A 21,265-nucleotide genomic window follows, 5' to 3' on the forward strand; every position below is an offset into this window, starting at 1 on the left:
GGTGCGCCGATGATCCGGATGCCGCTGCAGCTCGCCGACCGGGAGGAGCGGCCGGGGGCGTCGGCCCTGCCGCCCGGCACGGTGGTCGACCTCGAGCTCGCGCGCGAGAACGTGGCGCGCCTCGGCGGCGACGCGGCGCGCTTCACCGCGCGCTGCGCCGCCGTCGACGCCGCCGTTGGTGATGGTCCCTTCTCTGGTGACCCCGAGACCGCCCGTGCCCTCGTGACCCTCGCGGCGTGGCGCGCGGGCCTCGTCGCGATGCGCGACGAGGCCCTCCGGCATCTCGAGACCCTCCGCCGCCGCGGCGACGCGGAGCGCGCCGCCGCCGCGGCTGCCCTCGGGCTCGAGGTCGCGCAGCTCGACGTCTTCGCGGAGCGGCAGGCATCCGATCGCTTCTTCTGGCCGGGGCGCGACGCGGCGAACGGCTTCGTGTGCGCCGTCGGCGGCTTCGCGGGGTTCGGCGGCGCGTGGACCGGCATCCCCGACGCGTGGCGCGCTCTGCCCGACGTCCCCGACGGCGGGGCGTTCGCGATCCACGCGGACGATCACTGGTGGCGTCTCGACGCCGACGCGTGGGGCGCGTACCTCACCCGGCTGCCGGACGGCGCCGAACCGCCCCGTGTGCCGCGCGGTCCGGGCGCGGTCCGGGGTGGTGTCGTGCTCCTGCCGGATTCGTATCTGGCGTGGATCCGCGTCGGGGACGACGCATGAGCGAGCACCGCGCCCGCCCCGACGGCGCGCTCGAGGGTGCACACGAGCGCGCGCTCGACGGCGACCTGCGCCGCGCGTGGGAGGACGCCCTCGCGCTGTGGAGCGTCCGCATGCACGATGCGCGCATCCTGCCCGGGGAGGGCGCGCGCGTCGGCGCGCCGGCCTGGTTCAGCTTTCCGCCCGAGATCGCGGTCGACCCCGAGTACGTCGCGCACGTGGGCGGAGCCGGGGAGTTCGAGAGCGTCTTCGCGCACGAGATCGGGCACCACGTGCTCGCTCCGAGCACGCGCATCGACGCGCTCAAGATCCGGCATCAGCTCGCGCGCGCGCTCGTCGACGCGGGGCGCATGCGCGTCCGTGACGACGAGGTGGCACTGCTGTCGAACCTCTGGACCGATCTGCTCGTCAACACCCGCGTCGCGAACCTCCAGCGGCGCCGCGACGGGGCGGGGGAGCCCGGCATCGTGCGCGTGTCGCGCGCGCTCTACCGCTCAGGGCATGACACCACCGACCGGCTCTGGTGGCTGTACCTGCGCGCGTACGAGAGGCTGTGGCACCTTCCGCCGGGAGAGCTCGTCGCCCCCGAACCTCCCGCGCCGCCCGCGCCCGCGCCGCGTGCCGACACCGACGACATGGTGGATCCCGCGAGGGAGCCCGCGCGCCTGCGCGGCAAGGCGCGGGCCCTGCAGGCCGCCCAGCGTGCACGGCGAGAGGCGGAGGAGCGTCTCGCCGCGATCACGCGCACGCACCCCGAGGCGGATGCCGACTCGGTCGCACGCCTCGTGCGCGCCTTCGCGAGTGACCCCGTCTCGGGAGCGTTGCGGTTCGGACTGATCGCCGCACCCTACCTCGTCGACAATCCTGCGCGGGAGGACGAGGGCGGGTCCGCCGGCGGCGGGCCCGACGGTGGGGCTGCTGCAGGCTGCGCCGCCGACACGGCGCCCGCCACCGACGCGGAGATCGGTCAGGTGCTCTCCGACCCTCGCGTGAACGGAGCGGCGGCGAGCGCGGCGGGCGCCGATACCTCCGAGGGCTCCGACGGTGCCGACGGTGCCGACGCTGCGAGCGGCCAGGCACTCGAACTCGCCCACACCCTCGAGCTGTACGGCGACTCCGACGCGGCGGCCGTGATGGCGGCGTGGTACCGCTCGCAGGCGCGGCGGTGGGTGCGCCCGTACACGCATCGCGCCCCGGCGCTCCCGGCGAGCGACCTTCCCGGGCCGATCGCGACGTGGGAGACGGGCGACGACCTCGCCGACATCGACTGGTCGGCGACGTTCCAGAGCGGACCGGTCGTCGTGCCGGGCGTCACGACGCGGCGCCGCACCGTGCTCGACGACGAACCGCTCCCCGCCGAGACCGGCCTCGACCTCGACCTGTACATCGATTCCTCGGGCTCGATGGCCTCGCCCGAGAGCGGATCGCCGGCCGTGCTCGCGGGGACGATCCTCGTGATGTCGGTGCTCCGCGGCGGAGGGCGCGCACGCGTCACGAGCTTCTCGGGCGGCGGGCAGGTCGCGGGCGGCGACCGGTTCTCCCGCGACGAAACCGCGCTGCTGGGCGATCTCGCCTTCTTCTTCGGCGCGGGCACGTCGTTCCCCCTCGATCTGCTCGAGCGGCGCTATTCGCCGCTGCCCGCTCCCGACGACGGGGACCGCCGCCACCTCGTCGTGCTCTCGGACGACGGTCTCACCTCGCTCTTCGGCGACGGCAACCAGCCGTACGCGCACGTGGCGGCGCAGACACGCGCGAAGCTGACGACGGCGACCCTCGTGGTGGCCGCGGGCACCGAGGCGCTCACGCCGCTCGCCGCGGCTGCCGGGTACGACATCATCCCGATCGCGTCGATGGACGATGCGCCCGCGGTGTGCGCGAGACTGGCCGAGGTGCTGCATGGATGACGTCGTGGATGAGATCGACCCGAGGCTGGCCGCGTGGATCGACGCGACCCCCGCCGAGGACCTCCAGTGGGGCGTTCTGCACGCGGGCCCGGCGGTGGATGCCGTCGCGGCGCGCCTCGCGAGCGTCCCCCGCGCCTTCCTCGACGAGGGCGTCTCCCTCGTCGCTCTCGCCTCCGATGCGGGTCTGGCGGGGCTTCTCGCGGTGCGGTTCGCCGCCGACGAGCGCGTGCGCCGCGGGGCGGCGATCGGCATCTGGCTGCACGCCAGCGAGGAGCTCGTCGAACCCTTCTCCCCGCCGCTCACCCGGGACGGCACGCCCTCACCCGTCGACCTCCGCGGCGTCGACGCGCTCGCACTCCGGCTCGCCCCCGTCGTCGACCCGCTCGACTGGTTGTCGGACGACGAGCGGCGCGCCGAGGCATCCCGCCTCTTCCTCCTCTGGTCGGGCCTTCTCCCCGCGGGGGAGGACGCGCAGACCGCCCGCGCGCAGTGGGACGAACGCGACTCGCTGCGCCGCAATGCCGCGCTCGCCGAGGCCTTCGCCGAGCAGCGTCATCGCGCCGAGGTGGCCCGCGCGCTCGCCGCCGCCCGCGCGCGGGAAGCGGCGGCGCGGTACTCCAGTGAGTGATCCCAGTGAGTGATCCCGACGCCCTCGATCCGCTCGCGATCGGCGAATACCGCCCGTTCTCCGCGGCGGTGCTCGACGACGCCGAGAGGTGGCCGACGCTCGACGCCGACGGCGCCGCACGCCTCGCCCGGTGGCGCGACCACCCCGCCGGCCCCGCGTGGACCCACGCGACCGGCGACCGGCTGACGCCGGAGATGATCGCGCGCTCGCGCGACCCGTTGCCGGTGCAGGGGTGGCTCGATGAGCACCTCGACACGGCGCGGCGCCTGCCGTTCTACCGGCGGATGCCGGGACTCGAGCGGCTCGAGGACTTCCCGCTCATCTCTCGCGCCGACCTCGTCGCCGACATCGCCGCCTTCGTCCCGCGCGACGCCGACCTCGCGCGCGTCCTGCACGGCACGAGCTCGGGGTCGACCGGTGCGGCGCTCGTGATCCCCGACGACGTCGAGGAGGTCGCCCGGACGTTCCACCTGCTCGTGCGGCTCGCGGCCTCGGCGGGCGTCGACTGGCGGCCCGACGGCGAACGGCTCGCCCTCGCGCAGGTCGTGCACCAGCGGCAGGCGTTCTCGTACGTCTCCCTCGTCAGCGGGTTCGAGCTGCGCGCCATGACGCGTGTCAACCTGCACCCCGCGTCGTGGCGGCACCCGGGTGATCGCGCCGCGTTCCTCGCCGACGCCGATCCGCAGGTGCTCACGGGCAGTCCCGCGAGCCTCGCCGAGCTGGTGCCCCTGGCCGACGTGCTGCGCCCCCTCGCGGTGTTCTCCGGCGCGACGGCGCTGTCGGTGCCGCTCCGGCGCGACCTGGAGGGCGCGTTCGCGTGCCCGGTCTTCGACGTGTACGGGCTGCACGAGACGCGTCCGATCGCGGTCGCGACCGACACCGGTCCCCACCGCGTGCTGGGTCGGCGTGTGCTGGTCGAGGTCGTCGCGCCCGACGGCGCGCCGGTGGGATACGGGGAGCGCGGCGAGATCGTCGTCACGGCGGGCGAGAACCCGCTGCTGCCGCTCGTGCGCTATCGCACCGGCGACGTCGGGCGCCTCGTGCGTCTCGCGGGCGGCGCCCTCGCGATCGCCGACCTCGAGGGCCGCGAAGACACCCGCTTCGTCACCGCAGGCGGCACCGCCGTCGCGTGTGTCGAACTGACCCAGCAGCTCCAGGCGCACGGTGCCCGCGGGTGGAGTGTGGTGCAGGCGGTCGACGGCTCGGTCGACGTGCGGATCGCGGGCGGAGACGCCGGCGCGATCACGCGGGCGCTGACGGCGCTCCTCGGGCAACCGGTCGCGGTCCGCGACGTCCGGACGCTCGCGGCTCTCGGTGAGGGGAAGCCCCGTCGGTACGTCAGTCACGCAGTGCCCGGGCCGGAGTGATCGACCGGTCGAGCGCGCTTTCTGTGAAGATTTCGGGCGTTGATGCCCGGATGCCGTGAAAAGTCACCCGAACTTCACGATCTGTGACAGACTCGCCCGCATGACCCTCACCCCTCCCGCTGCCCGCATCGACGCGCGCACGGACGGCCGCTTCGATGCCCGCGCGGACAGCCGCCTCGAGCGCGACGACGAGCCGGCCGACGCCGACGCGCTGACGATCGGCCGGCGCATCCGCCAGCTCCGCACGGCGCAGGGCATGACTCTCGACGAACTCGCCGCCGCGGTCGAGCGCGCCCCCAGCCAGCTCTCCATGATCGAGACGGGAAAGCGCGAGCCGAAGCTCACGCTCCTGCGCACGATCGCGAAGGCGCTCGGTGCGACCGTCGACCAGCTGCTCGAAGCCGAGACGCTCGACGAGCGCGCGACCCTCGAGATCGCGCTCGAGCGGGCCATGAAGGGACAGACGTTCCGCGCGCTCGGCATCGAACCGTTCCGCATCGGGCGGAGCGTGCCCGACGACGTGCTACGCGCGATGCTCGCCCTGCAGGGCGAGATCGAACGCCTCGGCGACGAGCGCTCCGCGACCCCCGAAGAGGCGCGGAGGGCCAACGTCGAGCTCCGCCACCTCATGCGCCGTCAGGACAACTACTTCCCCGAGCTCGAAGAGCACGCCCGCGCGATCCTCACCGCCGTCGACCACCCGGGCGGCCCGCTGACCCAGCGCACGGCATCCGACATCGCGGCGCACCTGGGGTTCTCGCTGCACTACGTGTCCGACCTCCCTGCCTCGACCCGCTCGGTCGCCGACCTTCGCCATGGGCGGCTCTACCTCTCGAACGCGGTGCCCGGCAAAGGTGCGCGGACGGCCGTGCTGCAGGCGCTCGCGAGCCGCATCCTCGGGCACTCTGAGCCGCGCTCGTACGCCGACTTCCTCCGCCAGCGCGTCGAGACCAACTACCTCGTCGGCGCCCTCATGATCCCCGAGGAGCACGCGGTGCCGGTGCTCCTCGAGGCCAAGGCGAAGCGCGCCCTGTCGATCGAAGACCTCCGTGACGCGTACTCGGTGTCGTACGAGACCGCCGCGCACCGTTTCACGAACCTCGCGACGCGCCACCTCGACATCCCCGTGCACTTCCTCAAGGTGCACGAGTCGGGCACCATCACGAAGGCGTACGAGAACGACGACGTCAACTTCCCCTCCGACCGTCTCGGGTCGATCGAGGGACAGATGTGCTGCCGCAAGTGGACGAGCCGGGTCGTCTTCGACATCCCCGACAAGTTCAACCCCTACTTCCAGTACACCGACACCGGGAACGGCACCTACTGGTGCACGGCGCGCGTCGAGGCATCCAGCGAGGGGGAGCACTCCGTGAGCGTCGGGGTGCGCTTCGACGACACGAAGTGGTTCGTCGGCCGCGAGACCACCAACCGCGGGGTGTCGCGGCACTCCGTCGAGGTGTGCTGCCGCCGCGCTCCGGCAGAACTCGAGACGCAGTGGCGCGACCAGGCCTGGCCGAACGTGCGGACCCCGCGCACGCTCCTCGCGACGCTTCCGACCGGCGCGTTCCCGGGCGTCGACACGACCGACCTGTACGAGTTTCTCGACCATCACGCGCCGCTCGCCTGAGCGCCGCGCGCCGTCGGCGTCACCCCGCCGCGACGAACGCGGCCCACAGCTCCGCCCGCGCGGGGAACGACGCGAGGTCGAGGCCCAGCACCTGCTGAGCGAGAGCGACCCGCGTGCGGACGGTGTGGCGATGGATGCCGAGAGCCCGCGCCGCCTCGTCGATGCGCGCGTCGTGCTCGAGCCACGTGCGCACGGTGGCGACGAGCGCGGTGCCGTGCGCCGCGTCGTGGGCGCGCAGCGGTGCCAGCCGCGCGGCCGCGAGCGCGCGTGCGGGCGCGCTGTCGAGCGCCGAGAGCACCCCTCCGGTCGCCGCGTCGGCGAACCGCACCGCGGTGCCTGTCGCGGTCGATCCCGGAGCGCCTGCCGTCGCGGAGGGTCCCGCCGCGCGGCGCCCGGCGACGACGGCCTGCTCGTGCGCCGTCGCGAACGTGGCGTAGTCGGTCGGGTCGGACACCCCCGTCGGCGCGTCGAAGAGCGCGGCGAACGCGTCGATCGCGTCCTGTGCGCCCGCCGGCACCACCAGGACGTGACCGGCAGGGCCGCGGCCGTGGAAGAGCGTGCCCCGCGCCTCGGCCGCGCGCACCTCGAGCCAGTCGGTCGCGGCATCGGTGCGCCCCGCCCCGACCTGCGCGACCGCGACGACGACGGGAGCGGTGGGGAGCGGTCCCCACACCTCGCGGCCCACGTGGCGTGCGAGGGCCGCGTCGCCGCCGAGGAGCGCCGAGACGAGCCCGGCACGCAGCGCCGCGCGGCCGCGGGCGAGCCCCATCCCCTGTTCGAGAGCCAGGCCCGTCATCGCGACGACCGAGGTGACGACGCTCCGGGCCTCGAGGTCGAGGTCGGCCCCCGCGACGGCGAGGAGGCCCCGGAGGTGCCCGCCGCGGCCGAGGGTCTGCAGCGTCACGCGGACGCCGTCGACCTCGAACTGCGATGCCGCGCGCGCCCCGCGGCGCAGGACCGCGCCCGCCTCGGCATCCAGCGCCGCGCGCAGCTGCGGGGCGAGGTCGGCGTCGCCGTGCACGAGGGCGCCGGCGGCGTCGTACAGGCCGACCGAGGCGCCCAGCTGACGCGCGAGCTCGGAGACCGTCGCGGCGAGTCCGTCCGGGCGGAGCGCGGCGAGCGAGATCGCCCGCTGCGCCGACAGCGCCCACGTCCGCCGGGCGTAGGCCTGCGCCGCGATCGCCTCGGCGTTGGCGCGCGCGAGCGCGATGAACGGCGTGCGGTACGGCACCTCGAACAGCGGCAGGCGCGCGGCGCGGCAGGCATCCACCAGCCCCGGCGGGATGCCGTCGCGCACCACCTCGGTGCCGAAGCCCAGCCCCCGCACGCCTCGCGCGTGCAGGCGCGCGACATAGCGCTCGTACGCGGCGGGGGAGTCGTCACCGCCGGCCGACGGCACGAACTGGGTGCCGGTCGTCAGGAGCAGCAGGTCGTCGGCGAGGAAGGGCGTGGGATCGGCGAGGTCGGAGGAGTGCACCCACCGCAGCGGCGTGTCGAGCGCCTCGGCGTCGAGGTCGGCCTCGTCGACGGCGAGGCTCAGCGACAGCTCGCGCCGGGCCAGGAGCGCGCGGATGGTGGGTTCGGCCTCAGGCGTGTGCGAGGGGGTGGGCGAGGCGGCGGGTGCGGGCATCGGTCTCCGGTCGGGGCGGCGTCGATGGTGGCGGGTGTACGCGACGTATCCCCGATGCCACAGAATGTACACGGTGGCGGGTGTGGGCACGCGACGTGCGCGCATACGCTCCCCGCATGAGCACTCCCTCCACCACTGTCGGCTCCGCCGTCCTCGGCGGCCCCTCGCTCCCGCAGGAGCGCCGCCTCGTCACCGCGATCCCGGGCCCGCGTTCGCAGGAGCTGCTCGAGCGCAAGGCCGCAGCCGTCGCCTCCGGCGTCGCCCACACCGTCCCGATCGAGGCCGTCGCGGCCGGCGGCGGGGTCGTCGTCGACGTCGACGGTAACTCGCTCATCGACCTCGGCTCGGGCATCGCCGTCACGAGCGTCGGCAACGCGCACCCCGGCGTCGTCGCCGCCGTACAGGATGCCGTGGCGCAGTTCACCCACACGTGCTTCATGATCTCGCCGTACGAGTCGTACGTCGCGGTCGCCGAGGCGCTCAACCGCCTGACGCCGGGAGACCACGCGAAGAAGTCGGCCCTGTTCAACTCCGGCGCCGAAGCGGTGGAGAACGCCGTCAAGATCGCCCGCAAGCACACCGGCCGCTCGGCGGTCGTCGCGTTCGACCACGCCTACCACGGCCGGACGAACCTCACCATGGCCCTCACCGCCAAGTCGATGCCCTACAAGAGCGGGTTCGGCCCCTTCGCCTCCGAGGTCTACCGCGCCCCCGACTCGTACCCGTTCCGAGACGGGCTCTCCGGCGCCGAGGCCGCCGCGAAGGCGATCTCGCTCATCGAGAAGCAGATCGGCGCCGACAACCTCGCGGCCGTCATCATCGAGCCGATCCAGGGCGAGGGCGGATTCATCGTCCCCGCCGACGGGTTCCTGCCCGCGGTCGTCGACTGGTGCCGCGCGAACGGCGTCGTCTTCATCGCCGACGAGGTGCAGACCGGCTTCGCGCGTACCGGCGCGATGTTCGCGAGCGAGCTGTTCGGCATCGTCCCCGACCTCATCACGACCGCGAAGGGCATCGCGGGCGGCATGCCGCTCGCCGCCGTCACGGGCCGCGCCGAGATCATGGACGCGACCCACGGCGGAGGGCTCGGGGGCACCTACGGCGGCAACCCCGTCGCGTGCGCCGCGGCGCTCGCCGCGATCGACGCCTTCGAGAACGAGGGTCTTGTCGGTCGCGCCTCCGAGATCGGCGCCGCGCTCCGCGCCCGGCTCGAGACCCTGCAGGCATCCGACCCCCGCATCGGCGACGTCCGCGGCCATGGTGCGATGATCGCCGCCGAGTTCGTCGACCCGGTCACGAAGGCCCCCGACGCCGCGCTCACGGCGGCCGTCGCGAAGGCCGCGATCGCCGAAGGCGTCATCGTCCTCACCTGCGGCACGTACGGCAACGTCATCCGCTTCCTGCCGCCGCTGAGCATGCCCGACCACTTGCTGCAGGAAGGTCTCGACGTCGTCGCGGCCGCCCTCGCTGCCGCCTGAGCCGCTACCGCACCCGCCGGACCCTGCGGCAGAGAACCCATCCGAGCACCCGACCACCAGGAGTGACATGACCGAGATCACACGAGACGTCGTCATCATCGGAGCGGGGGCCGCCGGCCTCACCGCCGCCAATGAGCTGAAGAAGGCAGGCCTCTCGGTCGCCGTCGTCGAGGCGCGCGACCGCGTCGGCGGGCGCCTGTGGACCGACACGATCGACGGCGCGATGCTCGAGATCGGGGGCCAGTGGATCTCGCCCGACCAGCATGCGCTGATCGAGACGGTCGACGAGCTCGGTCTCGACACGTTCAGCCGCTACCGCGAGGGCGACAGCGTGTACGTCGGCCCCGACGGGGTAGCGCACCGCTTCACGGGGGAGATGTTCCCTGTCGCCCCCGAGACCGAAGCGGCCATCGCGGAGATCACCGAACGCCTCGACGCGATGGTGGCCGAGATCGACCCCGACGAGCCGTGGGCGCACCCGCAGGCCGCCGAGTGGGACCGCATCTCGTGGGAGGCGTGGCTGCGCACGCAGACCGACGACGACGAGGCGGTGCGGAACCTCGCGTTCGCGACGGGGTCGGCGATGCTCACGAAGCCCATCCACACCTTCTCGCTGCTGCAGTCGCTGCTGATGGCGGCATCCGCCGGCAGCTACTCGAACCTGGTCGACGCCGACTTCATCCTCGACAAGCGCGTCGTCGGCGGCCTCCAGCAGGTGCCGCTGCTGCTGGCCGAGCGCCTCGGCGAGGACGTCTTCCTCAGCCAGGCGGCGCGCACGGTCGAATGGTCGGATGCCGGGGTCACGGTGACGACCACGCCGACGACCGGCGTCACGGGCACCACCGTCCCGGGAGCTGCGACCGGCGGCCTCACGGTGCGCGCGCGCCAGGTCGTCCTCGCGCTCGCGCCGATCCTCTACGACCGCATCTCCTTCGTGCCTGCGCTCCCGCGCCGCCAGCACCAGCTGCACCAGCACCTCTCGATGGGCTTCGTCATCAAGGTGCACGCCGTCTACGACCGCCCGTTCTGGCGCGAGCAGGGCCTGTCGGGCACCGCGTTCAGCCCGTACGAGCTCTCGCACGAGGCGTACGACAACTCGAATCACGGCGATGAGCGCGGCACCCTCGTCGGGTTCGTCTCCGACCAGAACGCCGACGACCTCTTCACCCTCTCCGCCGACGAGCGCCGCGAGCGCATCCTCGAATCGCTCTCGCACTACTACGGCCCCGAGGCGAAGAACCCCGTCGTCTACTTCGAGAGCGACTGGGGGAGCGAGGAATGGACGCGGGGGGCCTACGCGGCATCCTTCGACATGGGCGGACTCCACCGCTACGGCGCCGACCTGCGGTCCGCCGTTGGCCCGATCCGCTTCGCGTGCAGCGACATGGCCGGCGCCGGCTACCAGCACGTCGACGGCGCGATCCGCATGGGGCGCCTCGTCGCCGGGAAGATCCGCGAGACCCTGCAGCACGCCGATGTCGACGCGGCGACCCACGAAGGCGTCTCGGCATGAGCCGGCACATCGTCGTCGGGTACACCGCGACCAAGCAGGGGCGTGACGCCGTCGCGTTCGCGGCGCGCCTCGCCCAGGCGATCGGCGCCGTGCTCGACGTCACGATCATCCTCCCGGCCGCCGACCGCAGCGTCATCACGCCGCCGAGCGGCTCGTACGACCGCTACCTGCACGACCAGGCGCAGAAGTGGATCGCCGCCGCGATCGACAAGGTCCCGACCGATGTCGTCGCGCACGCGCAGATCCGCCCGGCGGAGTCGTTCGCGGAGGGGCTGATCGAGATCGCCGATGAGCTGGATGCCGTGTGCATCGTCGTCGGGCCCGCCGACAGCGCTCCCCGCGGCCGCCACAGCCTCGGGTCGACGACCACCGAGCTCCTGCACTCGTCCGACGTCCCCGTGGCCGTCGTGCCGCGCGGCGCGCGGAAGGTCGCGGCCTCGACGGGCATCACGCGCATCACGGTCGCGATCGGCACGCGCCCCGGCGCCGACGCCCTCGTCGAGGCGACCGCCGCCCTCGCGCAGGCGGCGGACGTGCCCGTGCGCCTTCTCTCGCTTCTTCCCGTTGACCTCCCCGCGACGGCCGACACCGCCGCGATCCGGACGGCCGGCTCGACCGAGGCCGAGCACGTGCTCGCCGAGGCCCAGGCGGAGCTTCCCGACGGCATCCGCATCGACGTGACCGTCGCCGAAGGCGACTCGATCGAAGACGCCGTGTCGCACCTCGACTGGGAGGGCGGCGAGATCGCGATGGTCGGCTCCAGCCGCCTCGCCCAGCCCAAGCGCCTCTTCCTCGGCTCCACCGCAGCGAAGATGCTCAAGGAGATCACCGTCCCGGTGATCGTCGTCCCCCGCACCACCTCCGAACCCATCACGAGCTCCACCGACCCCGAGGAGACCGAGCGATGAGCGCACCCGAAGCCGCCTCGCCCGCCGAAACCCGCAGCGAGAACTCCGGAGGCCTCTCCAACAAGGGGCTCTCCGCCGGGACGATCGGCCTCATCGGCGCCGTCGTCATCGGCATCTCCTGCATCGCGCCGGCGTACACCTTCACCGCGGCCGTCGGCCCCACGGCATCCGTCGTCGGCGCGCAGATCCCCGCGATCATCCTCGTCGGCTTCATCCCGATGCTGCTCGTCGCCTTCGGCTACCGGGAGCTGAACAACCGCATGCCGGATGCCGGCACGTCCTTCACCTGGGCCAGCCGCGCCTTCGGGCCGTGGGTCGGGTGGATGGCGGGATGGGGCCTCGTCGTCGCGACGATCCTCGTGCTCTCGAACCTCGCCGGCGTCGCCGTCGACTTCCTGTTCCTGCTGATCGCCCAGATCACCGGCAACGAGGCCATCGCCGACCTGTCGAGCAACGTCGCGATCAACGTCCTCGTGTGCCTCGCGTTCATGCTGGTGGCGACGATCATCTCCTACCGCGACATGCAGACGACGCAGAAGCTGCAGTACTTCCTCGTCACCTTCCAGGTGCTCGTCCTCGTCTTCTTCGCCGTTGCGGCGATCGTCGAGGCGGTCTCGGGCGACGGGTTCGACTATCAGCCGTTCGACCTCGCGTGGTTCAACCCGTTCGCCGTGACGTCGTTCTCCGCCTTCGCGGCGGGTCTGTCGCTGTCGATCTTCATCTTCTGGGGGTGGGATGTCACCCTCACGATGAACGAGGAGACGAAGGACCCCGAGAAGACGCCGGGCCGCGCGGCGACCCTCACGGTCGTCACGATCGTGACCCTGTACCTCCTCCTCGCCGTCGCGATGATCATGTACGCCGGCGTCGGCACGGGAGAGCTGGGCCTCGGCAACGAGGACATCCAGGAGAACGTCTTCTTCCACCTGTCGGGTCCGATCCTCGGGCCGCTCGCCTTCCTCGTGTCGCTCGCGGTGCTGACGTCGTCGGCATCCTCCCTGCAGTCCACCTTCGTCGGGCCCGCCCGTACGCTCCTCGCGATGGGGCACTACGGGGCGCTTCCGGCGAACTTCGCGAAGGTCAGCCCGCGCTTCTTCACGCCCGGCTACGCGACGATCGTCTCGGCGGTCGTGGCCTCGGCGTTCTACGTCGTCATGCGCATCGTCAGCGAGAACACCCTGTGGGACACGATCCTCACCCTCGGCATGATGATCTGCTTCTACTACGGCATCACGGCGTTCGCGTGCGTGTGGTACTTCCGTCACCAGTGGTTCGACTCGGTGCGGAACGTCTTCTTCACGTTCCTCTTCCCGCTCGTGGGCGGCGTGATCCTGGCGATCCTGTTCTTCACGACGCTCATCGACTCGATGGACCCGGCCTACGGATCGGGCGCGAACGTCGGCGGCGTCGGGATCGTGTTCATCCTCGGCATGCTCATCATCGTGGGCGGCATCGCGATCATGATCTGGCAGTCGGTGAAGCGCCCCGCCTTCTTCAAGGGTGAGACGCTGGGTATGGACGCTCCCGCGAGCACGCGGCGGCGCAAGATGGAGGCGACACGGTGATCAGCGAAGACGCACTGCTCGAGAAAGTCCCCACGGGCCTGTACATCGCGGGGGAGTGGATGCCGGGAGGTGCCGGCACCTTCCCGGTGTACGACCCCGCGACCGGTGACGTGCTGGTCGAGATCGCCGACGCGACCCCCGAAGACGGGATCCGTGCGCTGGATGCGGCCGTCGCCGCACAGGCCGAGTGGGCGGCGACGCCGCCGCGCAAGCGCAGCGACATCCTCCGCCGGGCATTCGACCTGCTGCAGGAGCGCGCCGACGAGTTCGCCCTGCTCATGACCCTCGAGATGGGAAAGCCCCTCGCCGAGGCGCGCGGCGAGGTGACCTACGGGGGCGAGTTCCTCCGCTGGTTCAGCGAGGAGGCGGTGCGCATCGCGGGCCGCTACGGCTCGAACCCCGAGGGCACCGGCCGCATGCTCATCAGCCAGCTGCCCGTCGGCCCGTGCTTCTTCATCACGCCGTGGAACTTCCCGCTCGCGATGGCGACGCGAAAGATCGCCCCGGCGCTCGCCGCCGGGTGCACGGTGGTCGTCAAGCCCGCCGAGCTCACGCCGCTCACGACGCTCGCGTTCGTGCAGCTGCTGGAGGATGCCGGGCTCCCCGCCGGTGTCGTCAACGTCATCACGACGACGCACTCGCAGTCGGTGTCGGCGCCGATCATCGCCGACCCGCGGCTGCGGAAGCTCTCGTTCACCGGCTCGACGCCGGTCGGCAAGAAGCTCATCGCCCAGGCGGCCGAAGGGGTCCTCCGCGTCTCGATGGAACTCGGTGGCAACGCCCCGTTCGTCGTCTTCGACGACGCCGATCTCGACAAGGCGGTCGACGGCGCGATGGCCGCGAAGTTCCGGAACATCGGGCAGGCGTGCACGGCCGCGAACCGCTTCATCGTGCACGAGGCGGTCGCGGAGGACTTCGCGGCGCGCATCGCCGAGCGGGTGAAGTCGATGAAGGTCGGCCGCGGCACCGAGGACGGCGTCCAGATCGGTCCGCTCATCGACGAGAAGGCCGTGTCGAACACGACGGCCCTCGTCGACGACGCCGTCGAGCGCGGCGCGAGCGTCCTCGCGGGCGGCGCGGCGATCGAGGGCCCCGGCACGTTCTTCGAACCGACGGTGATCTCGGGTGTCGCCCCGGGTAGCGACATCCTCAGCCAGGAGATCTTCGCCCCCGTCCTCGCGATCGCGACCTTCGCCGACGAGGACGAGGCGGTCCGCCTCGCGAACGACACCGAGTACGGCCTGGTCTCCTACGTCTTCACCGAGGGCCTCGAGCGGGGCCTCCGCATGGTCGAGCGGCTCGAGACCGGGATGATGGGCCTCAACGTCGGCGTCGTCTCGAACGCGGCGGCACCCTTCGGCGGCGTCAAGCAGTCGGGCGTCGGGCGCGAGGGCGGCCTCGAAGGCATCCACGAGTACCTGTCCACGAAGTACACGCTGATCCCGGCATCCTGATCCCGGCATCCTGAGCACGAGAGCGACGACAAGGAGCACGCACATGGACTACGCAGTCGTGAACCCGGCCACCGGCGAGACCCTCGCCACGTACCCCACGGCGACGGATGCCGAGGTCGAGACGGCGATCGCGGGCGCCGACGCGGCGTTCCGCTCGTGGGGTCGCACGTCGACGCCCGCCGAGCGGGCGACCCTCCTCCGGAAGGTCGCGGGGCTGCACCGCGAGCGCCGCGACGAGCTCGCCGCGATCATCGTGCGCGAGATGGGCAAGCCCCTCGCCGCCGCCGAGGGCGAGGTCGACTTCGCCGCCGACATCACGGAGTTCTACGCCGACCACATCGACGAGATCACCCGCGACCTCCCCATCGACATCCTGGGGGAGGGGACGGCCGTCATCCGCCGCTCGCCGCTGGGCGTGCTCCTCGGGATCATGCCGTGGAACTTCCCGTACTACCAGGTCGCGCGCTTCGCGGCGCCGAACCTCGCGCTCGGCAACACGATCCTCCTCAAGCACGCCCCGCAGTGCCCCGAGTCGGCCGCCGCGATCGCGACGATTTACCACGACGCCGGCTTCCCCGACGGGGCCTACACCGACGTCCGCCTGACGAACGATCAGGCGGCGACCGTCATCGCCGACCCGCGCGTGCAGGGCGTCTCGGTGACCGGCTCCGAGCGCGCGGGCGCGGCGGTCGCCGAGATCGCCGGCCGCAACCTCAAGAAGGTCGCGCTCGAGCTCGGTGGCTCCGACCCCTTCATCCTGCTGTCGACCGACGACCTCGACGCCACCGTGCAGGCCGCCGTCGAGGCGCGCCTCGACAACAACGGCCAGTCGTGCAACGCCGCCAAGCGTTTCATCGTCGCCGACGACCTCTACGACGCCTTCGTCGAGAAGTTCAGCGCCGCGATGGCCGACGCGACCGTGGGCGACCCGTTCGCGGAAGACACGGTCCTCGGTCCGCTGTCGTCGCTGACGGCGGCGGAGCGTCTCGCCGAGCAGGTCGACCGCGCCGTCGCGCAGGGCGCCACGGTCGTCACGGGCGGCGTCCGCGACGAGGCCTATTACCCGGGCACGGTGCTCACGGGCGTGACGCCCGAGATGGATGCCTTCCGCGAGGAGTTCTTCGGACCCGTCGGCGTCGTCTACCGCGCCCGCTCGGAGGACGAGGCGGTCGAGATCGCCAACGGCACCCCGTTCGGTCTCGGTTCGTATGTCTTCACGACCGACGAGGCACAGGCCGAGCGCATCGCCGACAAGATCGAGGCCGGGATGGTCTACGTCAACCTCGTGCTCGCCGACTCGCCCGAGCTTCCCTTCGGCGGCGTCAAGCGCAGCGGCACGGGGCGTGAGATGGGCCTGCTGGCCGCCGACGAGTTCGTCAACAAGAAGCTCATCCGCACGGGGCCCTGACCCTGCAGCGTCGATACTCCCGGCAACCGCGCCTACCGCCGCCGCTCTCGGCGGAGCAAGATGGGGGGCATGGACAATGCGCCCGACCCCATCACCCGCCTCACCGACCGTGAATGCTGGGACCGCCTGTCCGAGCAGGAGCTCGGGCGGCTCGTCACGCACGTCGGCGACGTCCTCGACATCTTCCCGGTGAACTACGTCGTCGACAATGGGACGCTCCTGTTCCGCACGGCGGAGGGCAGCAAGCTCACCGAGCTGACGATCAACGACGAGGTGCTCTTCGAGGTCGACGAGCATACCGACACGGATGCCTGGAGCGTCGTCGTCCGCGGCACCGCGCGCCGGCTCCTGACCGCCGACGAAGTCTCCGAGGCCGACGCCCTGCCGCTGAAGCCCTGGATCCCCACGGTGAAGTACAACTATGTCCGCATCGTCCCGACGTCGGTGTCTGGCCGGGACTTCGAGCGGGGCGAGGAGCCCGACCGGTACGGCATCCAGCAGTACTGACGGTGACCCGGTGGCAGAGCAGGTGCGCGTTCGCGCCCCTGACGGCCATGACGTACACTGGTCAGTGCAGTCGAAATCTGCATTCTTTCGCCGTGCCCGCACAGTGGTGCGCTGCGGTGGAGGGGCGGATTTCCCCCTGTGATCCCGGGCCTCCGAGATCTAGGGCGGTAGCTCAATTGGCAGAGCAGCGGTCTCCAAAACCGCAGGTTGCAGGTTCGATTCCTGTCCGCCCTGCGCGCGTCAGCACACGCTGGCACGGAAGCAAGTCCGAGCAATTCGCACGAGCAAGTCACATGGGTGGGTACATGGTCCAGGAAGAGGCGCACGGCGACGTCGTCGCAGCAGGCGGCGCGTCGCGGGAGAAGCAGCTGAACTTCTTCCAGCGGATCGCACTCTTCATGCGTCAGGTGTTCGCTGAACTCCGCAAGGTCGTCACCCCGACCCGGCAGGAGCTCATCAAGTACACCGGCGTGGTCCTGGGCTTCGTGATCGTGATGATGGCGATCGTGTACGGCCTCGACTGGGTTTCGACCCTGATCGTGGATGTCGTCTTCGGCATCCCGAGCTGAGCGACGGAATCCGAGCGGCCACACGCCTGGCCCCACTCCTGAGGGAAGAGAACACACGTGTCTGAAAAGTATGTCGACGACGCCGACTGGGCGACCGCCGCGGAGCAGTCCAGCGAGGACGACGAAGCCCAGGAGGGCAACGTCCTCGCCGAAGAGGAGTACGCCTCCTCCGCCGCCGAGACCGTCGCGATCCACGTCGTGGACGAAGACGGCGACGACGAGGATCTCGACGACATCGACATCGACGACCCGGAGGCAGACGCCATCGTGAACGACGCACTCGAGATCGACCAGGCCGCCGAGGCGGAAGCCGCCGCGGAGGTTCTCAACGACTCGCTCGCCGAGGAGGCCGCCGAGCAGGCCGCCGCCGCGGCCGATGACGTCACCCCGTACGACGGCCCCGACGTGAACGGCGAGCCCGACGCGCCCGTCCTCGACCCCGAGGCGGTCGCCGAGGTCTCGGCCGTCTCCGACGCCATCGACGAGGTCGAGGCGGACGTCGACGCCGACATCGAGGCCGATGAGACCCCCGAAGACCCCTACGAGGCGTTCCGCGCCGAACTGCGGTCGCTCCCCGGCAAGTGGTACGTCATCCACTCGTACGCCGGCTTCGAGCGCAAGGTGAAGGCCAACATCGAGCAGCGCAAGAACACGCTCGAGGTCGAAGAGGACATCTACCAGGTCGAGGTCCCGATGGAGGACGTCGTCGAGATCAAGAACGGCCAGCGCAAGATGGTCACGCGCGTCCGGATCCCCGGCTACGTGCTCGTGCGCATGGAGCTCAACGAGGACACCTGGTCGGTCGTCCGCCACACCCCCGGCGTCACGGGATTCGTCGGCAACGCCCACAACCCGACGCCGCTGCGCTTCGAAGAGGCCTTCAACATGCTGAAGTCCCTCGTGCAGGTCGCCGAGGTCGCCCCCGCGAAGGGCGCCGCCAAGGGCTCGTCGACGCAGGCGCGCTCGGTCATCACCGAGGTCGACTTCGAGGTCGGCGAGACGATCACCATCAAGGAGGGGTCGTTCGCGGGCCTTCCCGGCACGATCAGCGAGATCGACGCGCAGCGCGGCAAGCTCACCGTCCTCGTCTCGCTCTTCGAGCGCGAGACCCCCGTCGAGCTCTCGTTCGACCAGGTCACCAAGCAGTAAGGCATCCCCGCGCCGACGCACGCACATCGCCGGCGTAGGAGATCTCACCGAGACAGGACGTTCCCCGCGGGGAGCGTCCTGTTCTCGTGAGATCTCCTGTCTCCCTGATGGGAGCAAGAGACGGCTGGATGCCGGAATCCAGCCGATCGGGTAGAATTAAGAGGTTGCGCACGCGTTGCGCGGCATCCACCACCACCTCCAGGGTTCGCCTGGTGCGTGGAAGCGCGCCCCGGCATCCGCCGCGGCGCTCGACAGAAGGAAGAAGAATGGCACCGAAGAAGAAGGTGACCGGCCTGATCAAGCTTCAGATCAACGCCGGTGCCGCCAACCCGGCGCCGCCGATCGGCCCCGCGCTCGGTCAGCATGGCGTCAACATCATGGAGTTCTGCAAGGCGTACAACGCCGCGACCGAGTCGCAGCGCGGCAACGTCATCCCCGTGGAGATCACCGTCTACGAGGACCGCAGCTTCACGTTCATCCTGAAGACCCCGCCCGCGGCGGAGCTCATCAAGAAGGCTGCCGGCGTTCCCAAGGGCGCCGCCAACCCGCTGACCACCAAGGTCGGCAAGCTCTCCAAGGATCAGGTCCGCCAGATCGCCGAGACGAAGATGCCCGACCTGAACGCGAACGACATCGAGGCCGCCTCGCTGATCATCGCCGGCACCGCCCGCTCCATGGGCATCACGGTCGAGGACTGAGGGGGGAACGACAATGGCTAAGTCCAAGGTTTACGAAGCAGCCGCGGCGAAGATCGACCGCGACAAGTTCTACACGTCCACCGAGGCCGTCGGTCTCGCCAAGGAGACCGGGTCGAAGAACACCGACTCCACCGTCGAGGTCGCCCTGAAGCTCGCGGTCGACCCGCGCAAGGCCGACCAGATGGTCCGCGGCACGGTCATCCTGCCCCACGGCACGGGTAAGACCGCGCGCGTCATCGTCTTCGCGACGGGCCCGGCCGCCGAGGCCGCCATCGCCGCGGGCGCCGACGAGGTCGGCGGCGCCGAGCTCATCGAGAAGGTCGCCGGCGGCTGGACCGCGTTCGACGCGGCCGTCTCGACGCCCGAGCTCATGGGCCAGGTCGGTCGCCTCGGTAAGGTCCTCGGTCCCCGTGGCCTCATGCCGAACCCCAAGACCGGCACCGTGACCCCCAACCCGGCCAAGGCCGTCGAGGAGATCAAGGGCGGCAAGATCGAGTTCCGCGTCGACAAGCACGCCAACGTGCACTTCGTCGTCGGCAAGGCCTCGTTCACGGCCGAGCAGCTGGACGAGAACTTCAAGGCCGCGCTCGAAGAGATCGTGCGCCTCAAGCCCTCCAGCGCGAAGGGCCGCTACATCCAGAAGGGCGCCGTGTCGACCACGTTCGGCCCCGGCATCCCGCTGGACGTCAACACCCTCGCCTGATCACCCGGTGGTCACGAAAGGGGCTCCACCTTCGGGTGGGGCCCCTTTCTCGTCCGCGCGGCGTTCACCCGTCGCGGCGGACCTCGAAGCGGTTCCCGCCCGACACCGGCAGGTCGCGGACGTCGACGGCATCCACGCTCCCCGCGGGCGGGCCGACGGATGCCCAGGACAGCACGTCGGCGACAGCGGCGTCCTCGCCTTCGATCTCCGCCTCGACGCGGCCGTCACGGAGGTTCCGCACCCAGCCGCTCACCCCGGCTCGCTCGGCCGCCTGCTGCATGGTGTAGCGGAAGCCGACGCCTTGGACCTCTCCGCTCACGAGTACGTGCACGCGTCTCATTCCCCCATCTTGTCCCGATGGCCGTCGAACGGGAAGGATGCCGCTATGGGAACCATCGACGACTATCTCGCGACGCTCGAGCCGGGGGATGCCGCGATCATCGCCCATACCTACGACATCGCCCGTCAGGTCGCCCCCGATGCGGAGCAGGGGCTCGGCTACGGCATGCCGGCGCTCGTCTACCGCGGGTCGCCGTTGCTGTCGGTCATGCGGGCGAAGAAGCACTTCGGCATCTATCCGTTCAGTCCCGCCGCGATCAACGAGATCGCGCCGCTGCTGGACGGCGTCGATCATGCGAAGGGCACGATCCGCTTCACCGAGCCGCTTCCCGACGACACCGTCCGTGCGCTCGTGCAGGCGCGGAAGACGCAGATCGAGGGTAGCTGATCGTGCAGGGTCGGCCGCGTCAGCGCCCCCTCAGTGCGGGAGGACGAGACTCACGGCGATCGCCAGCATGACGACGGCGATGACGCCGTCGAGGATGCGCCACGCGCGCGGCGTCGAGAGCCAGCGCCCCAGGTAGCGTGCTCCGAGCGCGAGCGAGAAGAACCACACGACGGATGCCGTCATCGCCCCCACCGCGAACCACCACCGGTCCTCCCCGTGCGTGTTCGCGACCGAACCGAGCAGGAACACCGTGTCGAGATAGACGTGCGGGTTCAGCCACGTCAGCGCGAGACAGGTGGCGAGCGCCGGCGCGAGGCGTGCGGCGGTCGCGGTCGCACGCGGCGCCCCGGTCGCAACGACGGCAGGAGCGCTCGCGCCGGCGCCGCCCGCCTCATCGACCGCGAGCGCGACGCCGCTCGGCCGCAGCGCCCGTCGTGCCGCGAGAGCCGCGTATCCCAGCAGGAAGGCGGCGCCGGCCCACCGCACGGCGTCGATCAGCCAGGGTGCGGCCTGGAGGATCGCGCCGAGCCCCGAGACGCCGACCGCGATCAGCACGGCATCCGACAGCGCGCACACTGCGGCGACGGCGAGCGCGTGCTCGCGGCGGATGCCCTGCCGCAGCACGAACAGGTTCTGCGCGCCGATCGCCACGATGAGCGAGAGACCGAGCCCGAGACCGGCGACGAGGGAGGGGAGCACTCTTCGACGGTAGGCGGGCGCAC

Annotated in this window: 20 protein-coding genes and 1 tRNA gene; 18 read left to right on the plus strand and 3 right to left on the minus strand. The window is 71.4% G+C overall.

The window, feature by feature from the left end:
* Positions 1–9 precede the first annotated feature (9 nt).
* The 5 genes from ACRVYW_RS06970 to ACRVYW_RS06990 all read left to right on the plus strand — a co-directional run bounded on the left by ACRVYW_RS06970 (position 10) and on the right by ACRVYW_RS06990 (position 6,234).
* Positions 10–711, plus strand: a complete 702-nt coding sequence (locus ACRVYW_RS06970; protein WP_431803025.1) for a potassium transporter Kef — start codon at positions 10–12, stop codon at positions 709–711.
* A complete protein-coding gene (locus ACRVYW_RS06975) occupies positions 708–2,612 on the plus strand; it encodes a VWA domain-containing protein (protein ID WP_431803026.1) in 1,905 nt (634 codons plus the stop codon). Before ACRVYW_RS06970 ends, ACRVYW_RS06975 begins: the two co-directional genes overlap by 4 nt.
* Entirely contained in the window at positions 2,605–3,240 is a 636-nt protein-coding gene (locus ACRVYW_RS06980) for a phosphohydrolase (RefSeq protein WP_431803028.1), read from the plus strand. The genes ACRVYW_RS06975 and ACRVYW_RS06980 overlap by 8 nt, the downstream gene beginning before the upstream one ends.
* Before the next feature lie 5 nt (positions 3,241–3,245).
* Complete coding sequence (locus ACRVYW_RS06985) at positions 3,246–4,607, plus strand: AMP-binding protein (RefSeq protein ID WP_431803030.1); 1,362 nt, start codon at positions 3,246–3,248, stop codon at positions 4,605–4,607.
* A gap of 256 nt (positions 4,608–4,863) precedes the next feature.
* Positions 4,864–6,234 carry a helix-turn-helix domain-containing protein gene (locus tag ACRVYW_RS06990; protein ID WP_431803333.1) on the plus strand — a complete coding sequence of 457 codons (1,371 nt, stop codon included), beginning with the start codon at positions 4,864–4,866 and terminating at the stop codon, positions 6,232–6,234.
* A gap of 19 nt (positions 6,235–6,253) precedes the next feature.
* Here ACRVYW_RS06990 and ACRVYW_RS06995 read toward each other — a convergent pair whose 3' ends face one another.
* Positions 6,254–7,864 carry a PucR family transcriptional regulator ligand-binding domain-containing protein gene (locus ACRVYW_RS06995; RefSeq protein WP_431803032.1) on the minus strand — a complete coding sequence of 537 codons (1,611 nt, stop codon included), beginning with the start codon at positions 7,862–7,864 and terminating at the stop codon, positions 6,254–6,256.
* A gap of 116 nt (positions 7,865–7,980) precedes the next feature.
* On the opposite strand from ACRVYW_RS06995, the gene gabT reads away from it, so the two are divergent.
* The 12 genes from gabT to rplA all read left to right on the plus strand — a co-directional run bounded on the left by gabT (position 7,981) and on the right by rplA (position 19,816).
* Entirely contained in the window at positions 7,981–9,342 is a 1,362-nt protein-coding gene (gene gabT, locus ACRVYW_RS07000) for a 4-aminobutyrate--2-oxoglutarate transaminase (protein ID WP_431803034.1), read from the plus strand.
* 67 nt (positions 9,343–9,409) lie between these two features.
* Positions 9,410–10,855, plus strand: a complete 1,446-nt coding sequence (locus ACRVYW_RS07005) for a flavin monoamine oxidase family protein (protein ID WP_431803035.1) — start codon at positions 9,410–9,412, stop codon at positions 10,853–10,855.
* Positions 10,852–11,763 carry a universal stress protein gene (locus tag ACRVYW_RS07010; protein WP_431803037.1) on the plus strand — a complete coding sequence of 304 codons (912 nt, stop codon included), beginning with the start codon at positions 10,852–10,854 and terminating at the stop codon, positions 11,761–11,763. Before ACRVYW_RS07005 ends, ACRVYW_RS07010 begins: the two co-directional genes overlap by 4 nt.
* Positions 11,760–13,328: an APC family permease gene (locus ACRVYW_RS07015; RefSeq protein WP_431803039.1), complete on the plus strand. Its 1,569-nt coding sequence runs from the start codon at positions 11,760–11,762 to the stop codon at positions 13,326–13,328. The genes ACRVYW_RS07010 and ACRVYW_RS07015 overlap by 4 nt, the downstream gene beginning before the upstream one ends.
* A gap of 59 nt (positions 13,329–13,387) precedes the next feature.
* Positions 13,388–14,782, plus strand: a complete 1,395-nt coding sequence (locus tag ACRVYW_RS07020) for an NAD-dependent succinate-semialdehyde dehydrogenase (protein WP_431803335.1) — start codon at positions 13,388–13,390, stop codon at positions 14,780–14,782.
* Between the two features lie 43 nt (positions 14,783–14,825).
* The gene (locus ACRVYW_RS07025; RefSeq protein WP_431803041.1) at positions 14,826–16,190 is read left to right on the plus strand and encodes an NAD-dependent succinate-semialdehyde dehydrogenase; all 1,365 of its coding nucleotides are present in this window, start codon (positions 14,826–14,828) and stop codon (positions 16,188–16,190) included.
* A gap of 69 nt (positions 16,191–16,259) precedes the next feature.
* A complete protein-coding gene (locus ACRVYW_RS07030) occupies positions 16,260–16,697 on the plus strand; it encodes a pyridoxamine 5'-phosphate oxidase family protein (RefSeq protein WP_431803043.1) in 438 nt (145 codons plus the stop codon).
* A gap of 161 nt (positions 16,698–16,858) precedes the next feature.
* A tRNA-Trp gene (locus tag ACRVYW_RS07035) sits at positions 16,859–16,931 on the plus strand.
* Between the two features lie 71 nt (positions 16,932–17,002).
* A complete protein-coding gene (gene secE, locus ACRVYW_RS07040; RefSeq protein WP_431803045.1) occupies positions 17,003–17,266 on the plus strand; it encodes a preprotein translocase subunit SecE in 264 nt (87 codons plus the stop codon).
* 57 nt (positions 17,267–17,323) lie between these two features.
* Entirely contained in the window at positions 17,324–18,415 is a 1,092-nt protein-coding gene (gene nusG, locus ACRVYW_RS07045) for a transcription termination/antitermination protein NusG (RefSeq protein WP_431803047.1), read from the plus strand.
* A gap of 266 nt (positions 18,416–18,681) precedes the next feature.
* Positions 18,682–19,113 (plus strand): 50S ribosomal protein L11, encoded by a 432-nt coding sequence (gene rplK, locus ACRVYW_RS07050; RefSeq protein WP_431803049.1) that lies wholly within the window; start codon positions 18,682–18,684, stop codon positions 19,111–19,113.
* Between the two features lie 13 nt (positions 19,114–19,126).
* Positions 19,127–19,816, plus strand: a complete 690-nt coding sequence (rplA, locus tag ACRVYW_RS07055) for a 50S ribosomal protein L1 (protein WP_431803051.1) — start codon at positions 19,127–19,129, stop codon at positions 19,814–19,816.
* Between the two features lie 64 nt (positions 19,817–19,880).
* On the opposite strand, the gene ACRVYW_RS07060 is transcribed toward rplA, so the two are convergent.
* On the minus strand, positions 19,881–20,156 hold the full coding sequence (locus tag ACRVYW_RS07060; RefSeq protein WP_431803052.1) for an acylphosphatase: 276 nt from the start codon (positions 20,154–20,156) through the stop codon (positions 19,881–19,883).
* Between the two features lie 45 nt (positions 20,157–20,201).
* On the opposite strand from ACRVYW_RS07060, the gene ACRVYW_RS07065 reads away from it, so the two are divergent.
* On the plus strand, positions 20,202–20,543 hold the full coding sequence (locus ACRVYW_RS07065; protein ID WP_431803053.1) for an iron chaperone: 342 nt from the start codon (positions 20,202–20,204) through the stop codon (positions 20,541–20,543).
* A 30-nt stretch (positions 20,544–20,573) separates the two neighbouring features.
* On the opposite strand, the gene ACRVYW_RS07070 is transcribed toward ACRVYW_RS07065, so the two are convergent.
* Positions 20,574–21,242 carry a LysE/ArgO family amino acid transporter gene (locus ACRVYW_RS07070; protein ID WP_431803055.1) on the minus strand — a complete coding sequence of 223 codons (669 nt, stop codon included), beginning with the start codon at positions 21,240–21,242 and terminating at the stop codon, positions 20,574–20,576.
* Positions 21,243–21,265: the final 23 nt, after the last annotated feature.

Source organism: Microbacterium sp. bgisy203 (assembly GCF_965345155.1).
Lineage (GTDB): Bacteria > Actinomycetota > Actinomycetes > Actinomycetales > Microbacteriaceae > Microbacterium.